General features: G+C 71.1%; 11 protein-coding genes and 1 pseudogene. 5 read left to right on the forward strand and 7 right to left on the reverse strand.

Features of this window, described 5'->3' with window-relative positions; translation table 11 throughout:
- Positions 1–80: 80 nt before the first annotated feature.
- From ACYQ78_RS32680 to ACYQ78_RS32695, 4 genes are all read right to left on the reverse strand, one after another.
- Positions 81–1,049 carry a competence protein CoiA family protein gene (locus ACYQ78_RS32680; RefSeq protein WP_459804802.1) on the reverse strand — a complete coding sequence of 323 codons (969 nt, stop codon included), beginning with the start codon at positions 1,047–1,049 and terminating at the stop codon, positions 81–83.
- Between the two features lie 305 nt (positions 1,050–1,354).
- Complete coding sequence (locus ACYQ78_RS32685; RefSeq protein WP_459804803.1) at positions 1,355–2,137, reverse strand: TIGR02452 family protein; 783 nt, start codon at positions 2,135–2,137, stop codon at positions 1,355–1,357.
- Between the two features lie 29 nt (positions 2,138–2,166).
- Positions 2,167–3,024 (reverse strand): serine hydrolase, encoded by an 858-nt coding sequence (locus ACYQ78_RS32690; protein ID WP_459804831.1) that lies wholly within the window; start codon positions 3,022–3,024, stop codon positions 2,167–2,169.
- Between the two features lie 17 nt (positions 3,025–3,041).
- Positions 3,042–3,911: a LysR family transcriptional regulator gene (locus ACYQ78_RS32695; protein WP_459804804.1), complete on the reverse strand. Its 870-nt coding sequence runs from the start codon at positions 3,909–3,911 to the stop codon at positions 3,042–3,044.
- 83 nt (positions 3,912–3,994) lie between these two features.
- On the opposite strand from ACYQ78_RS32695, the gene bla reads away from it, so the two are divergent.
- Together bla and ACYQ78_RS32705 are read left to right on the forward strand one after the other, a co-directional pair.
- Positions 3,995–4,840: a class A beta-lactamase gene (gene bla, locus ACYQ78_RS32700; protein ID WP_459804805.1), complete on the forward strand. Its 846-nt coding sequence runs from the start codon at positions 3,995–3,997 to the stop codon at positions 4,838–4,840.
- Complete coding sequence (locus ACYQ78_RS32705; protein ID WP_459804806.1) at positions 4,840–7,053, forward strand: transglycosylase domain-containing protein; 2,214 nt, start codon at positions 4,840–4,842, stop codon at positions 7,051–7,053. Before bla ends, ACYQ78_RS32705 begins: the two co-directional genes overlap by 1 nt.
- On the opposite strand, the gene ACYQ78_RS32710 is transcribed toward ACYQ78_RS32705, so the two are convergent.
- A complete protein-coding gene (locus tag ACYQ78_RS32710; RefSeq protein WP_459804807.1) occupies positions 7,054–7,527 on the reverse strand; it encodes a GNAT family N-acetyltransferase in 474 nt (157 codons plus the stop codon).
- 265 nt (positions 7,528–7,792) lie between these two features.
- On the opposite strand from ACYQ78_RS32710, the gene ACYQ78_RS32715 reads away from it, so the two are divergent.
- Complete coding sequence (locus tag ACYQ78_RS32715) at positions 7,793–9,841, forward strand: tetratricopeptide repeat protein (protein ID WP_459804808.1); 2,049 nt, start codon at positions 7,793–7,795, stop codon at positions 9,839–9,841.
- A 105-nt stretch (positions 9,842–9,946) separates the two neighbouring features.
- Here ACYQ78_RS32715 and ACYQ78_RS32720 read toward each other — a convergent pair whose 3' ends face one another.
- The gene (locus ACYQ78_RS32720) at positions 9,947–10,732 is read right to left on the reverse strand and encodes a hypothetical protein (protein ID WP_459804809.1); all 786 of its coding nucleotides are present in this window, start codon (positions 10,730–10,732) and stop codon (positions 9,947–9,949) included.
- A 112-nt stretch (positions 10,733–10,844) separates the two neighbouring features.
- On the opposite strand from ACYQ78_RS32720, the gene ACYQ78_RS32725 reads away from it, so the two are divergent.
- Positions 10,845–12,071 carry a serine hydrolase domain-containing protein gene (locus ACYQ78_RS32725; protein WP_459804810.1) on the forward strand — a complete coding sequence of 409 codons (1,227 nt, stop codon included), beginning with the start codon at positions 10,845–10,847 and terminating at the stop codon, positions 12,069–12,071.
- On the opposite strand, the gene ACYQ78_RS32730 is transcribed toward ACYQ78_RS32725, so the two are convergent.
- A complete protein-coding gene (locus ACYQ78_RS32730; protein WP_459804811.1) occupies positions 12,050–22,402 on the reverse strand; it encodes an amino acid adenylation domain-containing protein in 10,353 nt (3,450 codons plus the stop codon). The two genes, ACYQ78_RS32725 and ACYQ78_RS32730, sit on opposite strands and share 22 nt — an antisense overlap.
- A 133-nt stretch (positions 22,403–22,535) precedes the next feature.
- Here ACYQ78_RS32730 and ACYQ78_RS32735 point away from each other — a divergent pair.
- Positions 22,536–22,904 (forward strand): annotated as a pseudogene (locus ACYQ78_RS32735) (AAA family ATPase); the annotation flags it as partial.
- Positions 22,905–22,946 lie beyond the last annotated feature (42 nt).

Below are 22,946 nucleotides of genomic sequence, written 5' to 3' on the forward strand. Positions count from 1 at the left end.
GGGGCGCAGGCGCCGTCGAAATCCGGATCATCCGGGCACTATGCCACCGGAGTGTCGGCGGGGACCAACGGTTTGCCGGGTCACCGGAGACCTGGGCGGTGTTCCTCGCAGCGCCAGCCGCAGGCGTAGAGCCGGGCCGGGGAGTGGCCGCACGGTCCGGATCCGCTGCCGCACACCCCTCGGCGGATCACCGGCCTCGGGGGAGGAGACGGCCACGGCGTCGTCTCGGTGATCACCGCCAGGTCGGTGTCGTCATCGTCGTGACCCGGTCGTGGCGCGGTTCGGACCCCGCCGTCCTGGCCGAAGCGGCAGTCGTCGTCGAGAGGACGCGGAGCCACGATCTTCGGCTCGCGGGCGCGGAGGAGGTCGTCCTCCGTGACGATCCCGCCGCCGCATTCGGCGTAGCGGTCACGGTCCTGAGGCCGGACCCACCATCGGCGGTTCCGCCGTCGCCCGGCGACGATCACCGGCACGAACGCACCGGCCGCCGTGTCGCGCACGAGGTCGTCGAGCAGGTAGGGGAAGTGGGGGATCCACGTGCCGTGGAGCTGCAGGCATCTCCCGTGGCCGCGAGTCGGACATGGGTCGGGATTGCGGACGTTGCAGCGCGTCATGCGCAGCGCCCGGACGCCGCCCCGGATCTGCAGGTCGCCGCCCTCGGCGATGTACTTCCACGGGAAGTCGTCGGTCTGCGCCCACGGGACGTGGTTGATGAAGTCGCGCTGCGGATCGACGGTCGTCCACGACGGTGTGATGCCCTCGGCGCGGGCGCGCCGGGTCCGCCTCCGGACGGACGGGAGGCCGACGTCGGCCAACTGAACCTCGTGCCCCACGAGCAGGCCGCCGGCGCCTCTGACGAGCACATCGGTCCGGCGGCGGCCGTTCCTGGCGCGGTCTTCGATTTCGGCGGTGAATCCACCGAGAATCGCCGCCTTGGCGATCCGTTCTTTGAACGCCTTGTGCTGATCGCTCTCGCGGGACGGGTGATCTCGAATCGACGGATTGTGGTGAGTGGCGAAACGAACACCCCGCCGTTCGGTGAGGAACATCCACTCAGGACAGGAGGGCCGTTGATCCCGGCATTCCATGCACTGCAGCTGGCGTTCGGGAACCGGGCGATTTCTCTCGGCGAGCAGTTCCTCCCAGAGACCGGGTAATCCGGGGTGCCCGAGATCCGGCTCGGTGAGATTGAGCTCGAGGTCGCGACCGACGTGGTAGACGCTGGAGGCCAATATCCGCACACCTCTCTGCAGCCGATGGGGCCAGGGAAAGATTGCGCAGTGGCAACTATAAGCCGGTCATTCCGGGCGGCGGAGGCCAGCGGAAGGGCATTGTCGCATTTTCGTCAGGGGCTTTATTTTCTCAGGATCCGGGCGAACGCCGAATGGGTCGGGGTGCCCTTGTGCCGGTCCAGTACCGCGAACCTGATCAGATCGAAGGGCTGCGGTCCCGTGAGGGCCGTGGCGAAGGCGGTCGCGACCACCTCGGGGTCGTTGCCGAACACGCCGCACCCCCACGCCCCCAGCACCAGTCTCCGGTGGCCATGGGCCGCCGCGACGTCGAGAACGCGGGCGGCCCGTGCCTTCAGCAGGCCGGGGACCTCGCCCAGGGACTCGCGCTGGGTCCTGGCCATGGCTCCCGCGTTCGGTGCGGCCGAGGTCAGGAAGGCCACCCGGTAGGGCCGCTCCAGGAAGTCGCCCCTGTCGTCCCGGAACACCGGCACGTCCGGCGAGTAGATCACCCGGTCGCTGTAGCGGAGATCGCCCTGGGCGCGGTGGAAGTCGTAGAAGTCGCGGGCCGCCGTCAGGCAGGCGTACAGCGCCGAGGCCCGCGCGACGCTCTCCTCCTGCGCCTGGGCGCCGTTGAGGAAGCCGCCTCCGGCGTTCTTGGCCGAGGCGAAGACGAGGCAGGCCAAGTCGCCGCCCAGGGAAGCGGTCGCCTCCAGCGTCGTCTGGTTGACGACCTCGATCACCGGGGTCGTGTCCCCAGAGCGGGACAGGGGCTCGCCGGGCAGGTGGAGGCGGCTGGCGGCCGGGTCGACGGTGACGTCGATCCAGCGGCCGGAGGGCGCCCGGTATCGGCCGTTCTCGACGACGTCGAGGGTTTCGCGGGCGATGGCCCGTAATCTGCTGCTCATCGTTCGCGATCATGGCAGCGGCGCGGAGGTCAGCGCGAGCGGATTTCGTCCCGTAATGCACGCGCGACCTGGGCCATCAACGCCTCGGCCCCGGGCTGGCGGACCGCCGCCACCCGCGACTCGGTCAGGGCCGCGACGGCATAGGCTTGGCCGTCGGCGTGTTCCACGACGCCGACCTCGTGGCGCAGGTTGAGCATGGTTCCGGTCTTGGACGACCACGTCGTCAGGTCGGAGGCGAAGTCGGGGGCCAGGCGTTGCCGCAGGACGTTGTCGCCCATCAGTTCGCGCACCCGCCCGGCCACCCACGGGTCGATCCTGGACGGCCGCCACAACTCCGTCAGCAGGTCGACGAAGGCGCGGGCGGTGCCCGACGACGCGCGGGTCACGTCGAGCTGGGGCACCGGGTGGCCGCGCCCGGCGGTGCCGCCCTCGATGGCGAGCACGTGGGCCAGGTGGCCGCCGAGGTGTTCGACGGGGCTGTCGGTCAGGTGGCGCAGGGTGTGCCTGACGGAGATGCCGCGCAGGCCGTACTCCTCCAGGAGGCCCGCCACCATCGCGGGCGGGGTCAGCTCGAACAGGGCGTCGCCCGCCGTGTTGTCGCTGACCGACATCGTCAGCAGGAGCAGGTCGTCGACGGCGATCTCGGCCGGGTGGCGGAAGCGGCTCACGCCGGTCGGGCCGGGGGAGTGGCGGGCGCCGGGGCCGACGGTCAGCCGCGTCGCGCCGTCGAGCTCGCCGCGCCGGATGCGCTCCAGGGTGGCCACGGCCAGCGGGATCTTCACGAGGGAGGCGGTGATGAACTCGACCTCGGGGTCGATGCCGATCTCCTCGCCGGTGCGCAGGTCGCGGACCAGGAACGATCCCCGCAGCCCGCCCTCGTCGAGCATCCGGCGCACCTCACGGATCACGCGTCAACCCCCAGGCAGGTCGCCACCCGACGCCATCCCCGAACCCGCTCGGCGTCGTCCCCGATGGCGGAAGCGACAGCGTACCCGCGTACGAGCCGCAGCTCCCCGATCGGGCGCCATTCGAGGCCGAGTTCGGCCGCCTGGCGGGGGGAGCAGAGCAGCAGGTCGGCCGAGACCATCACCTCGGCGGCGGCGGTCGTCAGCGACGACGCCACGGCGACCTGCGTGGGGAGGAGCCCGGCGCCGTCCCTGACGCGGAACAGGCGGTCTCTGATGTGCGGTACGTCGTCTTCGGGCTGGATCCAGATCCTGCGCCGATGGCCGGATCTGTCGGCGCGGGCGGGGCGCAGGCTCTCCACGTACACGACCGGACCCGGAGGTTCGGCCACGCCGGCCAGGCCCAGGTCGACCGTCCACGTCGCGCCGTCTTCCGGGGTGACGACCAGGGCGGCGCGGACCTCCCGCGAGCGGGCCAGCTCGGCTCTGATCGCGGCCCCCGCCGGGACCACGTCGAGGTGGACGCCCTCCTGGCGCGCCTCCACCGTTAACAGCGCCAGGTCGCGGACCGCGCAGATCTCCGGGACCGCCAGCCTCAGCGGCTTGAGTTTGGCCTGGCCCGCCTCCCACTCCATGTCGTCGGCGAGGCGGAGCAGGCGCTGCGCCGACGGGAGGAGGTCACGGCCGAAGTCGGTCAGCAGGGCGCCCCGCGCGGACCGGTCGAACAGCTTGGCGCCGAGGTGCGCCTCCAGGGCGGCGATGCGGCGGCTGGCCACCGGCTGGGGGACCTGGGAGGCGGCGGCGCCCTCGGTGAAGCTGCCGCGTTCGCTCACGTTGACGAACACTCTCCAGGCCGCGAGTAGGTCCACGAGCTGGGATTATGCCATGAATGCATAATGTAGTCTTCAACTGTCTTTGACGGTATTTACGCTGACAGAACAGACTCACCGGCATGCTTCCACTCGTGATGTCCCTCGCCCTGCTCTCCGGCGGCGTCACCGCGCCGCCGTCGGCGGTCGCGGATCTGCGCGCGCTGGAGTCCTCCTACCAAGGCCGAATCGGGGTGTACGCCATCGACACCGCGACCGGGAAGACCGTCGCCTACCGGTCGGGGGAGCGGTTCCCGCTGGCCTCGACCTTCAAGGGGGTGCTCGCGGCGGCCGTCCTGGACAAGAAGCCCGACATCCTCGGCAAGCGGATCCTCATCAAGCGCAAGGACCTGCTGCCCCACTCGCCGGAGACCGAGAAGCACGTCGGCGCCCGCATGACCGTGGCCGCGCTGGCGAAGGCCGCCGTTACCCAGAGCGACAACGCCGCCGCGAACCTGCTGCTCAAGCAGGTCGGCGGCCCGAAGGGCCTCACCCGCTACTTCCGGGGCCTCGACGACCGGGTCTCGCGCCTCGACCGCACCGAGCCCGGCCTGAACGACTGGACCCCCAGGGACCCCCGCGACACCACCACCCCGGCCGCGATCGCCGGGGACCTCAGGAAGCTCACCGTGGGCGGCGCCCTCGACGCCGGTGACCGCCGGACGTTCACCGCCTGGCTGGTCGCCAACGAGACCGGCGACAACCGGATCCGCGCCGGGCTGCCCAAGACCTGGCGGGTCGGCGACAAGACCGGCACGGGCAGCACCTACGGCTCCGCCAACGACTACGCGATCATCTGGCCGAAGGGTTCGACGAAACCGATCATCATGGCGATCTACACCAACCGCACCGCGAAGAACGGCACCGCCGACGAGTCCGTGATCGCCAAGGCCGCCACGATCGCGGCCCGTGGCCTCGGGAAACTCTGATGCGCCTGCGTAACATGCCCGCCCTGCTGGTGGCCGGGATCGCCGCCGGGGTGCTCACCGCAGGCATCGGCGTCCCCGTCGGCATCGCCCTCAGCGGCGCCGTCGACGCCATCGACCTCAGCCCGATGGAACTCAACGAGCCCCCGCTGGCCGAGAAGACCACGCTGCTGGACGCCGAGGGCAAGCGCATCGCCCAGTTCTACGACCAGTACCGCGAGATCGTCACCATCGACAAGGTGGCCCCGATCATGCGCACCGCGATCGTCGCGATCGAGGACGACCGCTTCTACGAGCACGGCGCCATCGACCTCGAAGGCACCATCCGGGCTCTGGCCGCCAACCTCAACGCGGGCGGCGTCGCCCAGGGCGGCTCCAGCATCACCCAGCAGTACGTCAAGCAGGTCCTGCTCAACAGCGCCACCACCGACGAGCAGAAGAACGCCGCCCTGGCGCCCAGCTACGTGCGCAAGCTCAACGAGCTCCGCTACGCGCTGTCGGTCGAGGAGAAGTACACCAAGGACCAGATCCTCGAGAAGTACCTGAACATCGCCTACTTCGGCGCCGGCGCGCACGGCATCCAGGCCGCGGCCAAGCGCTTCTTCAACGTCTCGGCCGCCAAGCTGACCCTGCCGCAGGCCGCGACCCTGGCGGCGGCGGTCCGCCTGCCCACCTCCACCGACCCCGAGGGCGGCAAGAGCAACCGCGACGAGCTGGTCGCCCGCCGCAACGTCGTCCTCGACCGCATGGCCGAACTCGGCAAGATCACCGCCGCCGACGCCGCGAAGGCGAAGAAGACCAAACTCGGCTACAAGAGCGTCCCGATCCCCGGCGGCTGCGACACGAGCGAATACCGCTACTTCTGCCAGTACGTCTCCGCCGACCTCCTGGCCGACAAACGCCTCGGCAAGACCAGGGCCGACCGCGAGAGGGCGCTCAAGCAGGGCGGAATGACCATCCGCACCACCCTGAACGCCACCATGCAGGACGCCGCCCAGAAGGGCATCGCCGCCTACGTCGGCCCGAAGGACGGCCCCGTCGCCGCCCAGGCGCTCGTCGAACCGGGCACCGGCGCGATCCGCGCGATGGCCGCCAGCCGGAACAACCTCGACTACAACGTGGTCGCCGACCGCGCCCACGGGGGCCTCGGCGGCGTCCAGGCCGGATCGACGTTCAAGACGTTCACTCTGCTCACCGCCCTCAACCAGGGCATGCGCCTGAGTGACGGCTTCAACGTCGGCGCCTCCTACAACGCGCCGTCGCCCTCGACGTTCACCGACTGCGCCGGGAACGCGGTCGGCGACCCCTCGCACAGCGTGACCAACGACGAGGGCTCACCCGGCCACACGACCCTCCAGACCGGCACGTGGGGCTCGATCAACACCTTCTTCCTCACGCTGGAGGCCCACGTCGGCCTGTGCGAGACGGTGAAGACCGCCCAGTCGCTCGGCATCAAGCGCGCCGACGGCAAGAAGCTCCAGGAGTACGAGACCTTCACCCTCGGCATCAACGAGATGGACCCGGTCACCGTCGCCTCCGCCTACGCCGCGATCGGCGCCCGCGGCAAGTACTGCACCCCGATGGCGATCACCGCCATCACCGACCGCGACGGCAAGAAGACCACCTTCGAGCCGAAGTGCGAGGACGCCCTCGACCCCGAGGTCACCGACGCCGCCTCCGACATCCTGTCGGGCGTCTTCACCAAGGGCACCATGTCGAGCGTCGGCGGCATCGGCCGCCCGGCGGCCGGAAAGACCGGCACCAACGACAACCAGTCGAGCGCCTGGTTCGCCGGCTACACCCCCGACCTCGCGGGCGCCGTCAGCCTGGCCGACCCCCGGGGCGCCAGCACCCACAAGCTCAACAACGTGACGATGGGCGGCCGCTGGTACGGCTCGGTCTTCGGCGCGACGGTGCCGGGCCCGATCTGGAAGGCGACCATGATGGCGGCGCTGGAAGGCGTCCCGGCGACGCCGTTCACGCCGATCAACCAGTCGCGGTTCGGAGCGCAGCAGGAGTTCGACTACTGGGGCGACCGCCCCTGGGACGAATACGGCCAGCGCCCGCCGGACGGCTTCGACCCCGGCTACGACCAGCCGACCGACCCGGGCGTGACCTCGGTGGACCCGAACACGACCGACCAGGGCGGGAACGACCAGGGCGGTGGAAATCAGCAGGACATGAACCCGTGGGACGGCCGCAACGGCCGCAACTGATCAGCCGGTCAGCGGCAGCCGCAGGACCCGTTCGCCGTCGTGGTCGGTTCCGGTGTCCTGGAAGCCCAGACGCAGGTAGAAGCCCATGGGGGAGCCGTCCTCGCCGGGCTGCACGCTGGTGAGGAGCTCGGTGGCCGCGGGGCGGGTGGCCAGGTAGCCGACCAGCGCGGCGAGGGCGGCCCGGCCGTAGCCGTGCCCCTGGTGCCGGGCGTCGATGAGGAGACGCCACAGGTAGTAGGGGCCGAGGATCTCCGGGTCGCCGGGCGGGACGCCGTCGCTGATCATGAGGAAGCCGACGGGGGTGTCGGCGGCGTAGATCGCCCAGTAGCGGGGCATCGCCTGCGGGTAACGCTCCGCGTCGGCGAACGAGTCGGCGACGCTCGCGACGTATTCACGCTGGGCGGGGGTGACGCGCAGGGCTGCGAGCTCGGCGCGGTTGTCATCGGTGACGGGACGGAGCGTCACAGGGGGCATGGAGGGATCCTGCCACGAGGCGGCCTGCGGATTGATCGCGATCGGCACGCCGAAGCGGCTGGGCGGGTGCGAGGCCCGAGTTCTTGGCCGAGGGATCACCCGAGGCGCCACGGGGCACGGCTGGTCCCTCTGCTCATCTGGTGCCGATGAACCGACGGCCAACCTCATACGGTGCCCTTTCGGGTCTGTCTGTGGCTATTAGTGGGGATCGTTGGGTTCTCGCGTTCGGCCCGACTGGATGCGGCGTCGTGGTGATGATGGCGCCATGGGGGGATGCGATGCCGGCCGGGAAACAGGCCGGGGTTTCGGTGAGTCGGTCCAGTTGGAGGCCTCCGTCTCGGGGCAGGGCCGGGCGTATCAGGCCGCTGGTGACCTGACCGTCAACGAGGTGACCTTCAACCTGCCGCAGCCGCCTCCACCGGTTGGGCAGGTCGTCGAAGGTGATGTCCCTCGGCAGCCGCACGCGTTCCAAGAGCGCGATGACCTGCTGACACGCGTGCGTGAGCGGATCGTGGGTCGAGGTCCGGCGGTGGGCGATGCGATCACCGGCACTCCGGGGGTGGGCAAGAGCATGCTGGCCGCCTCCTATGCCTGGGCCTGCCAGCGCGAGGGCTGGCCCGTCATCGCCTGGATCAACGCCGAGACCGAAGACCAGATCATCACCGGCCTGGCGGGGCTGGCGCGTCGCCTCGGCCTTTTCTCCGGGGAAGATGACGCGCGCAGTGCCGCGGTGAAGGCGCGGAACCGGCTGGCGGCCGCCGATCAACCGACGCTGCTGGTGTTCGACAACGCCGTCCAGGTCGACCATGTGCGGCCGTGGTGCCCGGCCACCGGATCAACCCGGATCCTGATCACCACCCGGAACCAGGCCTTCTACGCCCTGTTCCCCGCCATCGACGTCGGTGTCTTCTCGCCAGACCAGTCGGTGGCGCTGTTGCACCAGCGCACCGGCAACACCACACCGGGCGCCGAGCAGGTCGCCACCGAACTAGGGCATCTGCCTTTGGCGCTGGGGCAGGCCGGCGCCTACATCCACCGGCGCCGCCTGACCTACCCCGCCTACCTCACCCTGTTGCGCGAATACCCGCTGCACCGGCACCTGCCGCCCCAGCCTCATGGCGAATACCCCCACGGGGCTGCGGCCGCGATCCTGCTGTCCATAGACCAGGTCACCCCCCACGCGCGGGACCTGCTGGAGTTGCTGGCCGTGCTGTCGGAGGCCGGTGTCCCACGGGCGATCCTCTACGGCACCACCACACCCGACCTCGCCCACGCCGAGACCATCGACCGACTGCTGGCCGATCTGGCCGACACCTCGCTGATCAGCTTCAGCGAGGACGGCACCACCGTGTTGATGCACCGCCTGACCAGCCGTGTCCTGCGCGAACGCGCGCACCTCACCGCAACCGGAGCCGGCGGCGCCGACAGCGGTGAAAGCCGCTTGGTGAAGGTGCTCGACGGCGCCGTCGACCTCCTGCACTGCTTCAACGACCACATCCCCGGCGGCGCAGCCATCTGGACCGCCCGCACCGCCGTCGAGATGCTGGTCGAACAGACCGCCGCCCTCTATGCCCTGGCCACCGCCTCCGACGACCTTCGCGAACGCTTGCTGTCCTTACGCGCCTGGTGCGGGAGCCACCTCAGGGATCTGGCCGATCTGGGCCGGGCCGTTCCGCTTCTGGAGCAGAACCTGGCCGACCGGGAGCAGGTCTTGGGCGGAGAGCATCCCGACACTCTGACCTCCCGTAATGACCTTGCCCTCGCCTACAGGGTGGTGGGGGATCTGGGCAGGGCCATCCCCCTGCTTGAACAGGCCCTGGTCGGCAGTGAGCGGGTGCTGGGCGGCGATCACCCCGAAACCCTGGGTGCCCGTAACAGCCTTGCCAGCGCCTATCGGGAGGCGGGGGATCTGGGCAGGGCCATCCCTCTGTATGTGCAGAACGTGGCCGACTGCGCGCGAGTGATAGGTCGCGATCATCCCAACGCTCTGACCTCCCGCAACAATCTCGCCGCCGCCTATCAAGAGGCGGGGGATCTCGGCAGGGCCATCCTCTTGTACGAGCAGGTGCTGGCCGACCGGGTGCGTGTGCTGGGCGGCGACCACTCCCACACCCTGCACTCCCACAACAATCTCGCTGGCGCCTACCACCATGGTGGAGACCTGGGACGCGCCATTCTCCTCTGTGAACAGACCCTGGTTGACTGCGAGCGCGTCCTGGGAGCCGACCACCCGACAACGAAGATCATGCGCGCCAACGCGTTGGCCGCCCGTGAGGGTGACGTCCGCACGCCGAGCGACCCGATGAGCGCCTGAGAGCGCTGAGTCACAAGAAATTGTCGAGCGGGCGCCAAAGGATGTTCGATCTCCTCATTGCCAAGAGGATTCGGCCCTTCCCGGCGGTGACGAGCCCGCCTCGGCTCAGTCGACGTCCTCGTACGGCGCCACTTGGTCGGCGGGAGGTGGGGTGATGCGGATTCTGGTGCCCCAGCCGGTCAAGAGGTGGTCCGAGACGTTGGTCGCGTCGAGGTTGTCGCCTCCGATGGCCGGTGAGCGCCAGGAACTCCAGACCCTGCGGGGGAGCAGGTCCTTCCCGAACCAGATCCGCCAGGAGACCTTGGCCCGTGACTCCTTGGGCTGGGGCTTGATCCGGAAGGAGGCGGGGGAGGCCCGGTAGAGCTCATCGATGGTGATGCTGCCCTCGTAGAGGGTCGTCGGGGTTCCGTCGTAGGTTCCCGCGGCGCGCTTGACCTTGGTGGTGGCGAGCACCGCTCTGAGGCTGGCCGGGTCGTCGATCCTGATCATGGTCTGCACCGAGGGGCGGATCCGCCTGCCCTTCTCCAGCACCCACGTCTTACCCGGAGGCAGGTCCGCATGCTTGTTCTGCAGGTATTCGCGGCCCACGAACGTCACGTATCGGAAGCTGCCGGCCCCGGCGTGTTTGTTGCCGGGACGGTAGGTGGTGTCCGCGGCCACGACCCGGCCCCTGCCGAACTCGGCGGAGATCTTGTAGAGGTACACGTAGGGCGTTTTATCCCACACGTACCTCATGGTCCAGCGGCTGGACGCCTTCACGCCCCGGTGCGGTACGAGCGCGCGTTCCAGGGCCTCGACCGGGCCGTCGGCGGTGGCCTGGGCGTTCGCGGGCGGACTGATCCCTGCCGTCACGGCCGCTAAAGCGGCGGTGGTGGCGATCCATCGTTTCACCGCGTGATCTTCGCACAGAACGATCGCCGCGTCAGGGCGGTGACGGTCCCATGTCAGGACGCTCGACGACTGTAGAGCCATCGAGGAAACGCCCTACACGAGGAGCTTGAAGATGGACGCCACCAACGGTTTCAGCGCAGCGGGTCTCGGCAAAGTGCGCGAGGTGCTCGCCCGTCACGTCGACTCCGGCAGGATCCCCGGCCTCGTCGCCCTGGTCGGCAGGGGCGGGGAGACGCACGTCGAGGCGCTCGGGACCATGCGGCACGACGGCGGGGCGCCGATGCGGCGGGACACCATCTTCCGGATGGCGTCCACGTCGAAGCCGGTCGCAGTGTCGGCGGCCATGGTGCTGCTCGACGAGTGCCGGATCCGGCTCGACGACGTCGTCGAGCCGTGGCTGCCCGAGCTGGCCGGTCGGCGGGTGCTGACCAGTATCGGCGCCGAGCTCGACGACACCGTGCCGGCGCGGCGGCCGATCACCGTGCGCGACCTGCTGACCTCGACCTTCGGGCTCGGGATGGACATGACCGCGCTCGGGACGCCGATCATGGGGGCGATCTTCGAGCGGGGGCTGACCCCCGACCTGCCGACGCCGATGCCGGAGCCCGACGAGTGGATGCGGCGGCTCGGCGAGCTGCCCCTCATGCACCAGCCGGGCGAGCGCTGGCAGTACCAGCTCAGCAACGACCTGCTCGGGGTGCTCGTCGCCCGGGTCAGCGGGAAGTCGTACGAGGAGTTCCTCAAGGAGCGGATCTTCGAGCCGCTCGGCATGAAGGACACCGGGTTCCACGTCCCGGCCGAGAAGATCGACCGGTTCCCCGTTCTCTACGCGCCCGACCCGTCGACCGGGGAGTTCCACGTCTGGGACGACGCCGCCGACGGACGGTGGAGCCGGCCTCCGGCGTTCGCGGGTGGCGGCGGTGGCCTGGTGTCGACCGTGGACGACTACCACGCCTACTTCCGGATGCTGCTGAACGGCGGCGTCCACGAGGGCCAGCGGATCCTGTCGCGGCCCGCCGTCGAGCTGATGACCACCAACCGGCTCACCTCCGAGCAGAACGCCGCCCGCAACGCGATGGCCACCAACAACGTCCACCTGTCGTACGGCCAGGGCCAGCACGGCGGCTGGGGCATGGGGATGGCGGTCCGCACCTACCGGGGCGACTACGCGCCCGTCGGCCAGTTCGGCTGGGACGGCGGCAGCGGCACCTCCACCTACGCCGACCCGCACCACCAGGTCACCGGCATCCTCCTCACCCAGGTCGGGATGTCGGTTCCGGACCCCGCCCGGCTGATCCACGACTTCTGGACGACCCTCTACCAGTCGATCGACGACTGACCCGGGGTGATCCTCCCGGCCAGGTGAAGGGGTGCCGCCTCGACTCCGGCCTTCTGGACCGCCTCCCAGTACGCCAGAGCCTGATCGGGCTCCACCAGACCGTGGACCACCGGGAGCTCGATCAGGGATTCCAGGCGGCACGACGCGATCGTGCCGGGGATCCAGGGCGCGGGCACGTCTTCCGCCAGGCGCCGTTCGATGCCCGGCATCGACAGCAGGCCGCCGCCGACCACCGTGACGTCGTCCCTGGCCAGGGCCTTGGCGACGTCGAAGCAGTGCGGGAACGAGTCGTCCACGACGATCGTGCCGGGCCGGAGCCGGTCGATGTCGAGGACGACGTCATGACCGCTCACCGCGGTGACGATGAGGTCGGCGTCGTAGACCTCGTCGATGCCGCAGACCTCTATGCCGAGAGGGGCGGCCGGATCGCAGAGCAGCAGGCGTTTCGGTTGCTCCTCCACGGCCAGCAGGAGGGCCAGCGACGAGCGGCCGATCGAGCCGAGCCCGACGAACGCCACGGTCAGGTCGCCCAGACCCCGGCCCGCCAGCGCCGCCCGCACGGTCAGCACGACCGAGACGGCGGTCGCGGCGTGGCCGGTCGTGACGGGCACACTCGTCTTCCTGGCGACGTCGAAGCCGTAGCCGGTCAGCGAGGGGATCATCCCGGCCAGCGAGACCTTCCGGGCGCCAAGTGCGGCGGCGTACTCGACGGCCTCGACGGTTCTCGACGCCAGGTCGGGGGTGCTCGCCAGCTCGTCGGCGAACAGGGTCAGGCAGACGAAGCCCGACCGGCCGAGCGGGGTGTCGAGCTCCTCGGCCAGGCGGAACCGGCCGCCGGGGAAGAGGAGGGCGCGAAGGTCCTCGCGCGGCATGGCGGGGGCTCCGGCCAGGGCCAGCAGGTGGTCGGGGGCGGGCAGGTAGCCGATCAGAGCGGCGTCGAGGGTGGTGAGTTCGTCGCGGAGGAGGCGTTCGAAGCGGTCGAAATCGGCCAGGGTCGCGCGGAGCGTCACCCGCAGGCCGTCGCCCGACGGGCGGACCGCCAGGAAGGTCTCGGCGCCGACCGGGGCGATCTCGGCGTCGAGGTCCCAGGTCAGGCTCAGGTCGGCGCCCTCCATCGGGCCGAGCGCGGTGAAGTCGAGGTGGCTGAAGAAGAACTGCGCCGCCCGGATGTCGGGGGTGTTCGCGGCCCGAGCGGCCTTCAGCGCGTCGGCGATCGCCCGCACGTCGCCGCTCTCGCAGCGGACCGGGATCGCGCTCGCGTACGGCCCGAAGACGAGATGCGCGTCCGGCGGCGCGTCGTCGCGGCCGGTCACGGCGACGCCCAGCAGGAGATCGTCCTGGCTGGTGAACGCGGCCAGCGCGCGGTAATAGGCGGCCATGACCTCGGTGAAGGGACGCCGACCCACGGTGAAGGCGACCGATCTGGCCGGTCCGAGTTCGACGAGGGGTTTTCTGTACGCATCTCGTCCACTCCCCGAAGCGGGAAGCCGGGCCACGTGATCGCGGAAAGTGCTGCGCGGGACCGGCAGATCGACCCCGTCGTAGGCGGCGAGCAGCTCGCGCCCGAGCAGCGCGGCGCTGTAGCCGTCGCCGATCAGGTGGTGGGCGTGCACGATCAGCACGTGGTCGTCGGGGGACAGCGTGATCAGCCGCAGACGCAGCAGTGGCCAGGCCCACGGCTCCAGGACCCTGGCCCTCTCTTCGGCGATCGCCGCGGCGGGGTCGGCGGCCTCCTCGAAGATCACGGGCAGTCGCAGGCTCGCGGGGAGCTCCTGCTGCACGTCCCCGGGGAAGATCGTGCGGAGCATCCCGTGCCGGGCCACACACGTGTCGACGGCGCGCTGGAACCGCGCGCGGTCGACGCGCCCGTGCACCCGCAGCGTCGCCAGCCACGCCTGACCCGACAGCAGGAAACCCTTCTGCGAGGGGGTCAGCGGGAACAGGCCGCCGTCACTCTGGACCGTCGGCACCGGTGAAGGTTCCGCGTTGTCGATGGCCTCGGCCAGTGCGGCGAGGGTGCCGTGTTCGTAGACGACCGTCGGCCGGGGGAGGGTGTCGATCCGCTCGCCGAGCCTCGCGAACACACGCAGGATCAGGATCGAGTCGCCGCCGAGCGCGAAGAAGTCGTCCTCGCGCGAGACCTGCGGCACCTCCAGGAGGTCGCGCCAGACCTCGGCCACCAGCTCCTCGGTCGGGGTCGCCGGTAGCCCACGCCGGTCGATCTTGCCCGTGGTGGTCTGCGGGAGCGCCCGCACGATCTCGATCCGGGCCGGGATCATGTACGCGGGCAGCACCGCCCCCAGGTGCCCGCGCAGCGCGACGGGATCGGGGTCGGCGCCGGGACGTGGTTCGACGAACGCGGTCAGACGCTCGCCCCTCAGCACCACCGCCGCCCGCGCGACCTCCGGATGCGTGTGGAACGCCGCCTCGATCTCGCCCGGCTCGACCCGGTGGCCGCGCACCTTGACCTGCGCGTCGAGCCGCCCGAGGAAGACCAGATCACCGTTGGCGTCGCGGCCGACCCGGTCGCCGCTGCGATACCACCGCACCCCGTCGCGTTCGACGAACGCGTCCGCCGGGTCGTCGAGGTAGCCGGGGGTGAGGCCGGCTCCGGCGATGAGGAGTTCGCCCGAGGCGTCGACCTCGACGAAGGTCCCGGCGATGGGGCGGCCGATCGGGATGGTCGTGACATCGTCGGCCGGGCGCTCGTCGATGATGTGGCAGGTCGTGTTGACGGTCGACTCGGTCGGGCCGTAGAGGTTGGCGATCCTGGCCCCCGGGCCCGCCAGGTCGTACCAGCGGCGCACGTGTTCCGGCGGCAGCGCCTCGCCGCCGACGTGGATCCAGCGCAGGCGGTGCTCGACCGGACCGGCGTCGAGCAGGCGCGACCAGAGGCTCGGCACCGAACTCCAGACGGTGAGATCGCGCAGCCGCCCGGCCAGCAGGCCGGGGTCGCGGATCTCCTGCCGGGTGAAGGTCACCACCGTCGCGCCGACCAGCAGGGGGGCCAGGAGCTGGCGGACCGACGCGTCGAAGCAGATCGACGCCGTCTGGGCCAGCCTGTCGCCCTCGTGGTAGCCGAACGTGGCCAGCGCCCAGTCGAGGTAGTTGGTCACTGACCGGTAGGTGATGGGGACGCCCTTGGGGCGCCCGGTCGAGCCGGAGGTGAAGATGACGTAGGCGATGGCGTCGGGGGAGACGTCGGGGGCGTCGTGGGAATCGCCGTCGTCGTCCGGGATGTCGGTGATCACGGTGGTGACGCCGCAACGGGTGAGCTGGTCGCGGCGGCGGGCCTCCGGATGCGTGGCGTCGAGCGGCACCCAGCCCGCGCCCGCGCGGACGATGCCGACCAGGCCGATCACCGTGTCGATGCCGGGCTCGGTCATCAGGCCGATCAGGTCGCCCGCCCCGCGCAGGCGGGCGGCCAGCGCGGCCGATCGCCGGTCGAGTTCGGCGTAGGTGAGCTGCTGAGTGCCGGTGTCGACGGCCACCGCGTCAGGGGTGGCGCGGAACCGGGCGCGCAACCTGGCGGCCAGGCCTGTGCTTTGCGTGGCCGGGGTCAGCTGGGCCAGGTGCTCGGCGGCCAGTCTCCGGACCGTGGCCCGGTGGAACAGGCGTGACGGGAAGTTCCAGGAGAACCGCAGCTCACCGGCCGACTCCCAGCAGAGCAGGCTCAGTTTCGTCGCGGCCGACGCGGTTCCCGCCGCGGTGGCGGTGACCTCCACCGGGCAGCCGGGGTCGGTTGACGCCGGGAACCGGGCGAAGCTGAACGACGCCGGGCTCGCCGTGCGGGGGCCTCTCCCCGACGGAAGAAGGCGGGCCAGGTCGACGCCGGTCGGGGTGGCGTGGCGTTCGGCGAGCTGCCAGGTGTCGCGGATTCTGGCCGCCAGTTCCGGCAGCGACTCGTCGGGGTGCACGTCGATGAGCAGCGGGAGGGTGTCGGCCAGCGGGCCGACCAGGCGGTCGATGCCGGGGAGGCGGATCTCGCGGCGGGCTCTGGCCACGTTCACGGCCACGTCGTCGCCGGTGGTCCAGCGGGCGAGGCAGCGGACATAACCGGCCAGCAGCAGATGGAACAGCGAGACACCGTGCGCCGACGCCTCGGCACGCAGCGCGGCCGACCGGTCGCGGGTAAGCGCGACCTGGAGGGTGTCGAGCGGCGGTCCGCTCGGGTCGCCGTCGTAGGGAAGGTGCAGGTCGGGGGTGGTCGTCAGAACCTCGGTCCAGTACGTCAGATCGTCGGCGCTCGCGGGCGGTGAGGCGGCGGCGTACTGGGAGAAGGTCGTGGTGAGCGGGGTCAGCGCCGGGGTGCGGCCCTGGGCCAAGGCGGTGTAGACGGTCCAGAGCTCCTCACCGAGGACGTTCAGGCTGAAGCCGTCGGCGGCGAGGTGGCTGACGACGATGACCAGGTGGGTGCCGGTCGGCGTGCGGGCCAGCACCGCCCTGAGCGGGCTCTCTTCCGCCAGGTCGAAGGGCCGGTTGCGGAGGTCGGATTCGAGTCCTTCGAGGTCGTCGGTGTCGCGGATCTCGAAGGACGGCTTCTGCGGCGTGCCCGCCGACTGCGTGTCGTCGGGGTTCAGCCGCATGCGCAGCATGGGGTGGCGGTCGACCAGGTGCTCGATGGCCTTCCCGAGCAGGCCGGGGTCGAGGGGGCCGGTGATGGTCTGGCGGACATACCCGTACGCCGAAATTTCGGGATAGAGACGGTGCTGGGTCTGGAAGGCGAGCTGTACCGGAGTGAGCGGGAACGAGCCGTCGGCGTCGAGGTGGGCCGACAGCTCCCTGAGGGTGCGGAACTCGAAGAACAGGGTGATCGGGAGGGGGCGGCCGAGCTCCTTCTCCAGGCGTTTGACCAGGTCGACGGCGGTGAGGGAGTCGAGCCCGAGGCTGAGGAACGACTCGTCGTCGCCGATGTCGTCGCGCTTGAGCGCGGTGCTCACCAGGTTTCTCACGACGGTGCGGACATCACCGGTGGGCGGCGCGGGCTCTGTTTTCTGTACGTGGTCAAGATCGGCCACCAGCACCTGCGCGGCACCCGTGCCGATCGCGCCCCGCAGTGCGGCCAGCGCGGCCGAGGTGTCGAGTGCGCCTTGGGTCAGTCCGGCTCTGGCGGCCAGGCCGACCTCCGCGAAGGCGGCGAAGTTCACCGCGAGCCACGGCATTCCGGCGGCGCGTTCGGCCCTGCACAACGCGTCGAGGTAGGCGTTCGCGGCGGCGTAGTCGCCGATCGCCCCCGCCTTGCCCGGGAGCACCGACGACACCGACGAGAACGCCACGCACACGACGGGGGTGAGCCCGTGGCGGCGCAGGCCCTCGGCGAGCAGGTATCCGCCGCGCGTCTTGGCGGCCATGGCCTCGACGATCGCGCCGGGCGACTTGCCCCGGAGCGCCCCGGGGCGTACCTCTCCGGCGGCGTGGAACAGCCCGTCCAGACGGGGGAGTTCTTTGAGGATCGGCTCGACGTCCTTCGACACGTCGACGGAGTGATATTCGACGGTGGCGCCGCGTCCGCGCAGGTCGGCGAGCAGTCCGGCGGGTGGCAGCGGCGAACGCCCGGCCAGGACGAGCGTGGGCCGGCCCCGATCGGCCAGATCCCGGGCCAGCGCCGCCCCGACCCCACCGGCACCGCCGGTGATCAGGTAGATCCCGTCGGGGGGCAGGTCGCGCGCGGCCGGTACGACGGCCTCCGGCTCTCTCGTGAAACGGGCGCTTTCCCGCCAGGTGACGACACCGCCGCCTCGGGCGGGCAGTTCGCTTTCGACGGCGGCGACCCTGTCGGCCAGGGGTTCGCGAGAGGCCAGGTCGACCACCCTGACCTCGGCACCCGTCTCCTCGGCCAGCGCCGACGCCAGCCCTTCGAGGATCGCCTGCTCGGGCCGGTCGACGTGGACGTCCTGGGTGACGACGAGAACCCTGGCCGCGTCCAGCGTGAGGAACGCCTCCGCCAGGTCGCGATGCGTGGCGTCGAGATCATCGGCCGACGCGGCCCTTCGCGGTGCTCCGGCGACGAAGACGGTGGTGTCTCCGCTGGTCAGGAGGGTCGCGCCCGGCTTTTCCAGCGCTTCCGCGAGGCCCTCGACGGCGACCTTTCCGCCGTCGAGAGGCTGCTCACGCCAGACGAGCCCGTGCAGCAGTCGCGACGACGGCCAGTGACGGCGCCGCTGGAACGGATACGTCGGAACCTGGACACGCGCCCGCCCCCGGTCCATGGCGGTGCGGTCGATCGGGAAACCGCGTTCCCACAACGCGCCCACCGTTTCCAGCAGCGCCCGTGCGCCGCCCTCGTGCCCGGCCGCCATCGTCGTCGCCGTGCCGGAGACGGCTCGGACGGCACCGCCTAGCGCGGGGGAGGGGCCGAGTTCGAGGAACGTGTCGTAGCCCTCGGCGACCAGACGGCTGATCGCGTCGGCGAACCGGACCGGCCGGCTGGCGTGTTCGCGCAGGTAGGAGGGGTCGAGTGTGGGGTTCCACGCGCCGGTGACGGTGCTGAGGAGGGGGATGGCCGGTGGCCTGACGGTCAACCGGGCGGCGGCCTCGGTCAGCGGGTCGAGTGCCGGGTCCATCAGGGGGGAGTGGAAGGCGCGGGCGACGTTGATCCGGCGGCCGTCGAGCGCGCCGACGGCTTCGGGTGGTCCGGCGACGACGACCTGGCCGGGGGCGTTGATCGCCGCGACGGTGACCTCGGGCGGCAAGGCGGTGCCTTCTGAGACCACGGCCATCGCGCCCGGTGGGCAGAGGTCGTGCATCAACCGGCCGCGTTCGGCGGCGAAGGTGACGGCGTCGGCGAGGGTGAGCCGACCGGCGACGCACGCGGCGGCGATCTCTCCCACGCTGTGCCCGGCGACGGCGTCCGGCGTCACGCCCCAGGCGTGGAGATGGCGGGCGAGCGCGATTCCGTACACGACCATGAGCGGTTGCACCACATCGGTGCGGACCACCTCGGCGGCGGGATCCACCAGCCAGTCCTTCAATGTGCGGCCATCGATGGGGCCGACCAGCGCGGACGCCTCGTCGACGACCTGCCGGAACACCGGCGCGTTCGTGTAGAGGTCGGCGCCGGGGCCCTGCGCGCCCTGGCCGGGGAGCAGGAACACCAGCCGGGGGCGCGGCCCGGCGATGCGGCCCCCCGCGTTCTTCAACCGGTCGGGGAGATCGTTTCCGGAGACGAGCGCGATTCGGTGGGGACCGTCGTCGCGTGACTGCGCGACCGAGGCGCAGACGTCGGCCTCGTCGTGTCCGGGGAGGAAGGCGGCCAGCTCGTCGGCCGCCTGGCGCAGCGCCGAGGCGCTGTGGGCGGAGAGCGTGAGCAGGTTCGTGCTCTCGTTGAGGCGTTTCTTACCGATTTGTCGTGGCGCTTCGGAGAGGATCGCGTGGGCGTTGGTGCCGCCGAAGCCGAAGGCGTTGATCCCCGCTGTGCGTGGCCCGGCCCACTCGACCGTCTCGGCCGGGACGGTGAATCCGTCGAGGCCCTCGGCGGGCGGGGTTGCGTGCAGCGACGGCGGAATCCTGCCGTGGCGCAGGGACAGGACCACTTTGACCAGGCTCGGCATCGCGGCGGCGTTCAGCAGATGGCCGACATTGGTCTTCACCGAACCCAGCAGCCGGGTGCCGGTGGGGAAGGCGTGCCGGAGTGAGCGCAGCTCGACGGGGTCGCCGAGCGGGGTGCCGGTGCCGTGCGCCTCGATGTAGGTGACCTCGGCCGGGTCGACGCCCGCCTCCCTATAGGCCTGGACGATCACCTCCCGCTGGGTCAGCGGGTTGGGCGCGAGCAGGCTCAGCGACCGGCCGTCGTTGTTGACCGCCGTTCCCCTGACCACCGCGAGCACCGTGTCGCCGGACCGTTCCGCGTCGTCGAGCCGGGCCAGCACCAGCGCCGCACCACCCTCGCCCGGGACGAACCCGTCGGCGCCGGCTCCGAAGGTGTGGCACCGGCCGGTGGGGGAGAGCGCGCCCGTCTTGCCGAGGGCCCGGTATCCGGCCTGGGTGAGGTTGAGGTTGACCCCTGCGACCACGGCCAGATCGCATTCGCCCTGCTGGAGGCTGCGCCGGGCCAGATGGAGGGCGACCAGCGCCGACGAGCAGGCCGTGTCGACGGCCAGCGCCGGGCCGGTCAGGTCGAGCGTGTGGGCGACCCGGGCGGCCAGCAGGTTCGGCAGGGTGCCGGTGAGCGCCTCGGGCGGGAGTCCGGTGGCGCCGTGGGCGCGTTCCAGGATCTCGCGATAGCCGCTGTCCCCTGATGCGGCGAACACGCCGATTGTTCTGTTTCGGCGGCGGGAGCCCGCGTATCCGGCGCGTTCGAGCGCCTCGTGGGCGAGTTCGAGCAGGAGGCGGGCCTGGGGGTCGGTGACCGCCGCCTCCTCATCGGAGAGGCCGAAATACCCGGCGTCGAAGAGGGCCGGATCGTCGAGGAAACCGCCGTGGCCTTCGTGGTCGAAACGGGTGATCGGCGTGATGGCGTCGTGGCCGTTCTCCAACTGCTCCCAGAACCGCTCGGGCGTGTCGGCACCCGGGAAACGGCAGGCCATCCCGGTGATCGCGACCGGTTCGCCGTGGGTTCTCACCGGCCTGTTCTCTGGACGAACCGGCGGAGCCAGCAGATGGGTGGTGAGGGCGGCGACGGTGTCGTGGTCGCGTACCTCCGACGGCTTGAGCACCACCCCGAACCTGTCCTCGACGGCGGCGAGGACCTGCATGGCCTTGAGCGACGACCCGCCCAGCGCGGCGAACCGGTCGTGCGGCTCTGGCGTGACCCCGAGCACGTCGGCCCAGATCGCGGTGATCGCCGCCTCGACATCGGCCCTGGACCTCGGCGCCTGGGTGTACTCCCCGGCCTCGAACCGCTCGCGCATCACCGCGCGCCGCAGCTTTCCGCTGGTCGTCCGGGGGAACGCGGTCTTCGGCACCACGACCACGCCGACGTCGTCGTGCCCGCAGGCCTCGGCCACCCGACGCCTGACCTCCCCGACCGCCTCGGCCGACGCCGGGGCCTGGACGAACACGACCACCCGCTCACCCTCAGGCCCCGACGACCCGACGACGGCCACCGACCCCTCCCGGACGCCGGACACGACCTCCTCCAGGTCGGCGGCGTGGAAGGTCGCGCCGTTGACGAACACGACGTCCTTGGCCCGGCCGGTGACACACAGCCTGCCGTCGTGGAGGAACCCCAGGTCACCGGTGTCGAGCCACGCGCCGAACGGTCCGCCGCCGTGATAGCCACGGGCCGTCTGCGGGCCTCTGACCTCGATCGGCCCGACCTCGCGGTCACCGGTGATCCTGATCTCGCAGCCCGGCACTGGACGGCCGACGTCCATGAACTCGACCGCGTGCGGCCCCTGCCCGGTGAATTCGACCCGGCCTTCGGCGAGCGCGGCCCGGTCGAGCACCAGTGGTTCGGCGACCTCGTTCATCGAGGGAATCGTGACCGCGAGGGTCGCCTCGGCCAAGCCGTAGACGGGCTGGGGCGCGTGCGGCGGCAGGCCCGTCTTCTCAAGGAATGACCGCCAGACGCGCGGTGAGATCGGCTCGGCGCCGACCATCATGAGGCGCACGCTCGACAGGTCGAGATTTTTCAGGACATCATCGGGCACCCGCCGCTCGACCAGCGCGAGCGCGAAGTTCGCCGCCGTCAGCACGGTCGCCCGGTGGCGGGCGGCCGTCTCCAGCCAGATCCCCGGACGTTTGGCGAAAGCCAGCGGGCCCAGTTTGACCTGCTTCATCCGGGCGGACAGCGGGACCAGATGGGTGCCGATGAGGCCCATGTCGTGGAAGTAGGGCATCCAGCTCACCGTGACGTCGTCGGCGGTGACCTCGGCGGCGGCCCGGATCTGGGCCAGGTTGGCGACGACGGCCGCGTGGGTCAGCTCGACGCCTTTGGGGTTGCCGGTGCTGCCGGAGGAGAACTGGAGGAAGGCGAGGTCGAGCGGGGTACGTACCGGCAGATCAGTGGCCTTCTCCCCGTCCCACAGAGCCTTGGGCGAGAGCGCCCGCGCCTCCTTCAGCGGCGGTTCGTCGGCCACGATCGGCGGCCGGCCGAGCAGCTCCCACACCGGGCGGACCCGGCGCGGATCCGGCGCCAGCGGGACGGGCACCAGCCCGGCCGCGACCATCCCCCAGAAGAGCGGCTGGAAGTCCTCGCTCCGGTCGGCGATCAGCGGGATCGGGGTGCCGGGCGCGAGCCCTTCCGCGATGAGCGCGCCCGCGACGCGGAGCGCCTGGTCGCGGAGCTCGCGGTGGGTGACGACGTGTTCGGTGCCGTCGCCGCGCACGTGCACGATGACCTGATCCGGCGCCTCGTCCGCCGCCCCCAGCAGCACATCCAGCAGCACCATGAGCCCCCGACCTTCCTCAGATTCCGGCACATGATGACAGAGGCACGACCGATCGGCCCGTGCGGTCGCGGACCACTCCGGCGATGGATGACTGGTCCGCCCGTTTCAGGCAGGATGTGCTGCCGTGACCATCGTGGGCCGGGCCCAAGAACGGGCGAGTCTCGACCGTTTCGCCGAGACGTTGCGCGGCGGATTGAGCGGGGCCGTCGTCCTCCGGGGCGACGCGGGGATCGGCAAGACGTCGTTGCTCGACTACGTCGCGGCGGCCGAGGGACTGCGTGTCCTCCGGGTGACGGGGGTGCAGGAGGAGGCGGCGTTCGCGTTCGGGGTGCTGCACCGGCTGCTGGTGCCGTTCCTCGACCGGGCCGTCGGGCAGCCGCTCCGGGTCGCCTTCGGGCTGGAGGAGGGCCCGCCCGCCGACCGGTTCCTGGTGGGGCTGGCCACGCTGGGCCTGCTCGCCGAGGTCGCGGCCGAACGGCCGGTGCTGTGCTGCGTCGACGACGCCCAGTGGGTCGACGGCGAGTCGCTGGCCGTGCTCGCGTTC

Source organism: Herbidospora sp. RD11066 (assembly GCF_054661255.1).

Coding starts and splice junctions, on each gene's coding strand:
- ACYQ78_RS32680 (WP_459804802.1), bottom strand. CDS start 1,049: ATGTTCCTCACCGAACGGCGGGGTGTTCGTTTCGCCACTCACCACAAT.
- ACYQ78_RS32685 (WP_459804803.1), bottom strand. CDS start 2,137: ATGAGCAGCAGATTACGGGCCATCGCCCGCGAAACCCTCGACGTCGTC.
- ACYQ78_RS32690 (WP_459804831.1), bottom strand. CDS start 3,024: ATGCTCGACGAGGGCGGGCTGCGGGGATCGTTCCTGGTCCGCGACCTG.
- bla (WP_459804805.1), top strand. CDS start 3,995: ATGCTTCCACTCGTGATGTCCCTCGCCCTGCTCTCCGGCGGCGTCACC.
- ACYQ78_RS32705 (WP_459804806.1), top strand. CDS start 4,840: ATGCGCCTGCGTAACATGCCCGCCCTGCTGGTGGCCGGGATCGCCGCC.
- ACYQ78_RS32710 (WP_459804807.1), bottom strand. CDS start 7,527: ATGCCCCCTGTGACGCTCCGTCCCGTCACCGATGACAACCGCGCCGAG.
- ACYQ78_RS32715 (WP_459804808.1), top strand. CDS start 7,793: ATGGGGGGATGCGATGCCGGCCGGGAAACAGGCCGGGGTTTCGGTGAG.
- ACYQ78_RS32725 (WP_459804810.1), top strand. CDS start 10,845: ATGGACGCCACCAACGGTTTCAGCGCAGCGGGTCTCGGCAAAGTGCGC.
- ACYQ78_RS32730 (WP_459804811.1), bottom strand. CDS start 22,402: ATGGTGCTGCTGGATGTGCTGCTGGGGGCGGCGGACGAGGCGCCGGAT.